The following is a 7,063-nucleotide window of genomic DNA, read 5'->3' on the forward strand; positions in this document are numbered from 1 at the left end:
TTCGTTTTATTCATTCTCGATTCAATACCCGCAGGAGAACAGCGATGCCCAGCCGTCGTGAGCGTGCCAATGCCATTCGTGCCCTCAGCATGGATGCCGTGCAGAAAGCCAACAGCGGCCATCCCGGTGCCCCCATGGGTATGGCGGATATCGCCGAGGTGCTTTGGCGCGACTACCTCAAGCACAGCCCGAGCAACCCATCGTTTGCCGACCGTGACCGTTTCGTACTGTCCAACGGTCACGGCTCGATGTTGATCTACTCGCTGCTGCACCTGACCGGCTACGACCTGTCGATCGATGACCTGAAGAACTTCCGCCAACTGCACAGTCGCACCCCGGGCCACCCGGAATACGGCTACACCCCAGGCGTGGAAACCACCACCGGTCCATTGGGCCAGGGTCTTGCCAACGCCGTGGGCTTTGCCCTGGCGGAAAAAGTCCTGGCAGCGCAATTCAACCGCCCAGGCCATAACGTCGTCGATCACCACACCTACGTATTCCTGGGTGATGGCTGCATGATGGAAGGCATTTCCCATGAAGTCGCCTCCCTGGCCGGCACCCTGGGCCTGGACAAGCTGATCGCCTTCTATGACGACAACGGCATCTCCATCGATGGCGAAGTCGAAGGCTGGTTCACCGACGACACCCCCAAGCGCTTCGAAGCCTACAACTGGCTGGTGATCCGCAACGTCGACGGCCACGATCCGGAAGAGATCAAGACCGCCATCGAGACGGCCCGCAAAAGCGCCCAGCCGACCCTGATCTGCTGCAAGACCACCATCGGTTTCGGCTCGCCGAACAAACAAGGCAAGGAAGACTGCCACGGCGCACCACTGGGTGCCGAGGAAATCGCCCTGACCCGCGCCGCACTGAAGTGGAACCACGGCCCGTTCGAAATCCCGGCCGACATCTATGCCGAATGGGATGCCAAGGAAAAAGGCCGCGCGCTCGAGGCCGAATGGGATCAGCGCTTCGCCGCGTATTCCGCCGAATTCCCTGAGCTGGCCAATGAACTGGTGCGTCGCCTCAGCGGCGAGCTGCCGGCGGACTTCGCCGAAAAAGCCTCGGCGTACATCGCTGAGGTCGCCGCCAAGGGCGAAACCATCGCCAGCCGCAAGGCCAGCCAGAACGCCTTGAACGCCTTTGGCCCATTGCTGCCGGAACTGCTGGGCGGTTCGGCCGACCTGGCCGGTTCCAACCTGACCCTGTGGAAAGGCTGCAAAGGTGTCAGCGCTGAAGACGCCAGCGGCAACTACATGTACTACGGCGTTCGCGAGTTCGGCATGAGCGCAATCATGAACGGCGTGGCCTTGCATGGCGGCCTGGTACCTTACGGCGCGACCTTCCTGATGTTCATGGAATACGCCCGCAACGCCGTGCGCATGTCGGCGCTGATGAAAAAGCGCGTGCTCTACGTGTTCACCCACGACTCCATCGGCCTGGGCGAAGACGGCCCGACTCACCAGCCGATCGAGCAACTGGCGAGCCTGCGTTGCACGCCGAACCTGGACACCTGGCGCCCATGCGATGCCGTGGAGTCGGCAGTGGCATGGAAATACGCCATCGAGCGTAACGATGGCCCGTCGGCGCTGATCTTCTCCCGCCAGAACTTGCAGCACCAGAACCGCGATGCCGACCAGATCGGTGACATCACCCGCGGCGGCTACGTGCTCAAGGACTGCATTGGCGAGCCTGAGCTGATCCTGATCGCCACCGGTTCCGAAGTCGGCCTGGCCGTCCAGGCCTACGACAAGCTGACCGAGCAGGGCCGCAACGTGCGCGTAGTGTCCATGCCTTGCACCAGCGTGTTCGACGCCCAGGATGCTGGCTACAAGCAAGCGGTGTTGCCATTGCAGGTCAGTGCGCGGATCGCCATCGAGGCTGCTCATGCCGATTACTGGTACAAGTACGTGGGCCTGGAAGGTCGCGTGATCGGCATGACCACCTACGGCGAATCGGCACCTGCGCCGGCGCTGTTCGAGGAATTCGGCTTCACCCTGGAAAATATCCTGGGCCAGGCTGAAGAGCTGCTGGAAGACTAAGACACGAGGCGGTGGCCGAGACCACCGCGCTTCCTGTAGGAGCTGACGAGTGTAGCGAGGCTGCGATCCTTTGATCTTGATCTTTCACTTGAGATTCAAGCGTTGGGGGAAAGATCGCAGCCTCGTTTCACTCGTCAGCTCCTACAGGGATTTGTGTGGTCAGCACGAATTCGTTTCCCGCGACTATCGAGAACCCCATGCCCCAACCGCGTCCCTACAAAGTTGCACTCAACGGCTACGGCCGGATAGGTCGTTGCGTCTTGCGTGCGTTGTTCGAGCGAGGGGCCAAGGCTGGTTTCGAGATCGTGGCGATCAATGATCTGGCCGACATGGCCAGCATCGAATACCTGACACGCTTTGACTCCACCCACGGCCGGTTTCCCGGCGAAGTGCGGGTCGAGGGCGATTGTCTGCATATTAATGGCGACTGCGTGAAAGTCCTGCGCAGTGCCACCCCCGAAAGCATCGATTGGGCGTCCCTGGATGTCGATCTGGTGCTCGAGTGCTCCGGTGCCTATAACACCCGCGAAGACGGCCAGCGTTTTCTCGCTGCTGGCGCGCCACGGGTGCTGTTTTCCCAGCCGATGGCCAGTGAAGCGGACGTGGATGCCACTATCGTCTACGGTGTGAACCAGGATTGCCTGACCGGCGACGAGTTGCTGGTGTCCAACGCGTCCTGCACCACCAATTGCGGTGTACCGCTGTTGCGCCTGCTGGACCAGGTCATTGGCCTGGAATACGTGTCGATCACCACCATTCACTCGGCGATGAACGACCAGCCGGTGATCGACGCCTACCACCATGAAGACTTGCGCCGCACCCGTTCGGCGTTCCAGTCGGTGATTCCGGTGTCCACTGGTCTGGCGCGCGGCATCGAACGGCTGTTACCGGAACTTGCCGGGCGAATTCAGGCCAAAGCCGTGCGGGTGCCGACGGTCAACGTGTCCTGCCTCGACATTACGATGCAGACCGTGAGCGATACCGACGCCACCGAGGTCAACCGGATCCTGCGCGAAGCCGCCACTAGCGGTCCGCTCAAAGGCCTTCTGGCCTACACCGAGTTGCCTCATGCCAGTTGTGATTTTAACCATGACCCGCATTCGGCCATTGTCGATGCCAGCCAGACCCGTGTTTCCGGGCCTCGGCTTGTGAACATCCTGGCCTGGTTCGACAACGAATGGGGGTTTGCCAACCGAATGCTGGACGTTGCCGAGCATTACCTGCAAACCGCTTCTAAAAAACCTGCTCTCTAAACAGTTACCCAGGAATTGCGACCCATGACCGTGTTGAAGATGTCCGACCTCGATCTGCAAGGTAAGCGCGTACTGATCCGCGAAGACCTCAACGTCCCCGTCAAGGACGGTGTTGTCACCAGCGACGCGCGTATCCTGGCTTCGCTGCCGACCATCAAGCTGGCCCTGGAAAAAGGTGCGGCAGTGATGGTCTGCTCGCACCTGGGCCGTCCGACCGAGGGCGAATTCTCGGCCGAGAACAGCCTCAAGCCTGTCGCCGATTACCTGAGCCGTGCCCTGGGCCGTGACGTGCCGCTGGTGGCCGACTACTTGGGCGGCGTGGACGTCAAGCCCGGTGATGTCGTGCTGTTCGAAAACGTGCGTTTCAACAAAGGCGAGAAAAAGAACGCCGACGAGCTGGCCCAGCAATACGCTGCCCTGTGCGACGTGTTCGTGATGGACGCGTTCGGCACCGCCCACCGCGCCGAGGGTTCGACCCATGGCGTGGCGAAGTTCGCCAAAGTCGCCGCCGCAGGCCCGTTGCTGGCTGCTGAACTGGACGCACTGGGCAAGGCCCTGGGCTCCCCGGCCCAGCCGATGGCGGCCATCGTTGCCGGCTCCAAGGTCTCCACCAAGCTGGACGTGCTCAACAGTCTGAGCCAGGTCTGCAACCAGTTGATCGTCGGTGGCGGCATCGCCAACACCTTCCTCGCCGCGGCCGGTCACCCGGTCGGCAAATCCCTGTACGAGCCGGACCTGCTGGACACCGCCCGGGAAATCGCCGCCAAGGTCAGCGTGCCGTTGCCGGTGGACGTGGTCGTGGCCAAGGAATTCGCAGAAAGCGCCACCGCCACCGTCAAGCTGATCGATGACGTAGCCGAGGACGACATGATCCTCGACATCGGCCCGCAAACCGCAGCCAACTTCGCCGAACTGCTGAAATCTTCCAAGACTATCCTGTGGAACGGTCCGGTCGGCGTGTTCGAGTTCGACCAGTTCGGCAACGGCACCAAGGTGCTGGCCCAGGCCATCGCCGAGAGCGACGCATTCTCCATCGCTGGCGGCGGCGACACCCTGGCGGCCATCGACAAATATGGCGTGGCCTCGCAGATCTCCTACATTTCTACCGGCGGCGGCGCATTCCTGGAGTTCGTCGAAGGCAAAGTGTTGCCTGCCGTGGAAGTCCTGGAAAGCCGGGCCAAGGCTTGAAGCTGCGTTGACCAGGCAAAGGAGTGTTCTGATGGTCAAGACGTTCACGTTGCTGTTGGCGGCGACGGTGCTGGCGGCCTGCTCGAGCAGCCCGAAGGAAACGGCCCCCGAGACTGGGACGCCGCCTGAAAAGGGCTGCTACCAGGCCGAATGGCAGGCCGAGACCAACCCGGTGCTGAACAAGCGTTCCGGGCCGGATGGCCTGGACAAATACGAGACGCAAACCCCCGTCAAGGAACATGGCTGTCCTTGACGGGTCAGACTTTTTACTCATGGCTGGCGGCGCGCGTCGTCAGTCGAGGAACACGGATGAAAGGCTTGATCGCCGTCGTGGCGTTGGCATTGCTGGGCGGTTGTGCGCAACTGGGTTTTTTGCACTCGTCCGAACCTGTTGCACAGGGCTGGACGACCTGGACCTGTGACAGCGAGGCCAAAGTGCTCTGGCGCTACACCGATGCCGCCCGCGAGGAAGTCGATGTACGCCTGGGCGGCGCGGATAAGGTTTATCACCTCAAGCAGGAGCCAGGCGCGTCGGGTTCGCTGTACAGCGATGACATGCTGGCGTTCCACGTCAAGGGTGAGGAAGGCCTGGTGTATTGGGTCGCCACCAATGACTTGATTGGGCGTGGCTGCAAGGCTGATTGATCCACTGAGATCCAATGTGGGAGCGGGCAAGCCCGCTCCCACAGGGGCCTCCATACGTTTTGAGTTTTTGTTTCATTGAACACGCAGAACGGGGCCGACCCCCGATCCGCAATGACTTGAATAGCCGCCGCCGCTCCGGCAGGCTGGCACGATTAACGACCCTCGACCGGGAGAGACACACTAATGGCACTTATCAGCATGCGTCAGATGCTGGACCACGCAGCCGAGTTCGGCTACGGCGTTCCAGCCTTTAACGTCAACAACCTTGAGCAGATGCGCGCCATCATGGAAGCCGCTGACAAGACTGACTCTCCGGTGATCGTCCAGGCTTCGGCCGGTGCCCGCAAATACGCCGGCGCGCCGTTCCTGCGTCACTTGATCCTGGCAGCGATCGAAGAATTCCCACACATCCCGGTGTGCATGCACCAGGACCACGGCACCAGCCCGGACGTCTGCCAGCGCTCCATCCAGCTGGGCTTCAGCTCGGTGATGATGGACGGTTCCCTCGGCGAAGACGGCAAGACCCCGACCGACTACGAGTACAACGTACGCGTCACCCAACAGACCGTCGCCATGGCCCACGCCTGCGGCGTGTCGGTGGAAGGCGAACTGGGTTGCCTGGGCTCGCTGGAAACCGGCATGGCCGGTGAAGAAGACGGCATCGGCGCCGAAGGCGTGCTGGACCACAGCCAGATGCTGACCGACCCGGAAGAAGCCGCGGACTTCGTCAAGAAGACCCAGGTCGACGCCCTGGCCATCGCCATCGGCACCAGCCACGGCGCCTACAAGTTCACCAAGCCGCCAACCGGCGACGTGCTGGCGATCGACCGCATCAAGGAAATCCACAAGCGCATCCCCAACACTCACCTGGTGATGCACGGTTCTTCCTCGGTTCCACAAGAATGGCTGGCGATCATCAACCAGTACGGTGGCGACATCAAAGAGACCTACGGTGTACCGGTTGAGGAGATCGTCGAAGGCATCAAGTATGGCGTGCGCAAGGTCAACATCGATACCGATTTGCGCCTGGCTTCCACTGGTGCGATGCGTCGTTTGATGGCGACCAATCCGAGTGAGTTTGATCCGCGTAAGTTCTTCGGTGCGACCGTGACGGCGATGCGTGATGTGTGTATTGCGCGTTATGAGGCGTTTGGTACTGCGGGTAATGCTTCCAAGATCAAGCCGATCTCGCTGGAGGCTATGTATCAGCGGTATTTGAAGGGTGAGTTGAACGCTAAGGTTAATTGATGTTTTAGCGTTGTGAGAGAACCCGCAGTGATGCGGGTTTTTTTATGTTTGGGGTTTGGGTGTATATCCGTTTCTTTGGTAACGGCTGCTTAGGGTTCCGCCCTGACGGCGGCTCACTTTTGAAGAGCCCGGAAGCCGGCCCAGTCAAAAGTAAGCAAAACGCTTTTGCCCCACCACTCGGTGCCTCGCCTAGGCTCGGCATGCCCGAACGAAGGCATTGCTCCGTGGGCCCGCCGCGAAGTGCCATCCATGGCCCGGCGCGGCTATCCCGGCATCCATGCCGGGATGCCCACTGCGCAATGCCTGCGTTCGGCCAGCGTGGTTAACGGGGCGTCTGAGATCAACGTCCATCGCGAGGCGGCCTAGTAGCCGGCCTGGCTCTCTCAGTCGTACACCCATCAGATCTGTTTGAGCAGGACCTGTGGGAGCAAAGCTTGCTCGCGAAGGCGGTGGTTCAGTCGATGAAGATGTTGAATGTACCGGCCTCTTCGCGAGCAGGCTCGCTCCCCCAAAATCTGATTGGTATACCTCCGGAAAGAACCAGGTCGGCTGTCAAGCCGCCTCGCGAGCAAGCTTTGCTCCCACAGGTCCTGCTCAAACAGATTGATGGGTGTACGACCCGGAGCACCAGGTCGGCTGTCAGGCCGCCTCGCGAGCAAGCTTTGCTCCCACAGGTCCTGCTCAAAC

7 protein-coding genes are annotated in these 7,063 nt (G+C 61.0%); all 7 read left to right on the forward strand.

All coding sequences use genetic code 11. The features are described 5' to 3' along the window. Positions 1-44: 44 nt before the first annotated feature. The 7 genes from tkt (at position 45) to AC09SL_RS28990 (ending at position 6,742) form a co-directional block, all read left to right on the forward strand. The gene (gene tkt / locus AC09SL_RS28960) at positions 45-2,042 is read left to right on the forward strand and encodes a transketolase (RefSeq protein WP_058544193.1); all 1,998 of its coding nucleotides are present in this window, start codon (positions 45-47) and stop codon (positions 2,040-2,042) included. Between the two features lie 197 nt (positions 2,043-2,239). Further along, complete coding sequence (gene epd, locus AC09SL_RS28965) at positions 2,240-3,295, forward strand: erythrose-4-phosphate dehydrogenase (protein ID WP_058544192.1); 1,056 nt, start codon at positions 2,240-2,242, stop codon at positions 3,293-3,295. A 24-nt stretch (positions 3,296-3,319) separates the two neighbouring features. Continuing rightward, positions 3,320-4,483: a phosphoglycerate kinase gene (locus AC09SL_RS28970; protein ID WP_064106881.1), complete on the forward strand. Its 1,164-nt coding sequence runs from the start codon at positions 3,320-3,322 to the stop codon at positions 4,481-4,483. 31 nt (positions 4,484-4,514) lie between these two features. Further along, the gene (locus AC09SL_RS28975) at positions 4,515-4,736 is read left to right on the forward strand and encodes a hypothetical protein (RefSeq protein WP_058543086.1); all 222 of its coding nucleotides are present in this window, start codon (positions 4,515-4,517) and stop codon (positions 4,734-4,736) included. Positions 4,737-4,792: 56 nt separating this feature from the next. Continuing rightward, a complete protein-coding gene (locus tag AC09SL_RS28980) occupies positions 4,793-5,128 on the forward strand; it encodes an MliC family protein (RefSeq protein ID WP_058543087.1) in 336 nt (111 codons plus the stop codon). Between the two features lie 183 nt (positions 5,129-5,311). Continuing rightward, a complete protein-coding gene (gene fba, locus AC09SL_RS28985; RefSeq protein ID WP_003177554.1) occupies positions 5,312-6,376 on the forward strand; it encodes a class II fructose-bisphosphate aldolase in 1,065 nt (354 codons plus the stop codon). Between the two features lie 165 nt (positions 6,377-6,541). After that, complete coding sequence (locus AC09SL_RS28990; RefSeq protein ID WP_155742075.1) at positions 6,542-6,742, forward strand: nucleoid-structuring protein H-NS; 201 nt, start codon at positions 6,542-6,544, stop codon at positions 6,740-6,742. Positions 6,743-7,063: the final 321 nt, after the last annotated feature.

Source organism: Pseudomonas sp. PF05 (assembly GCF_056521845.1).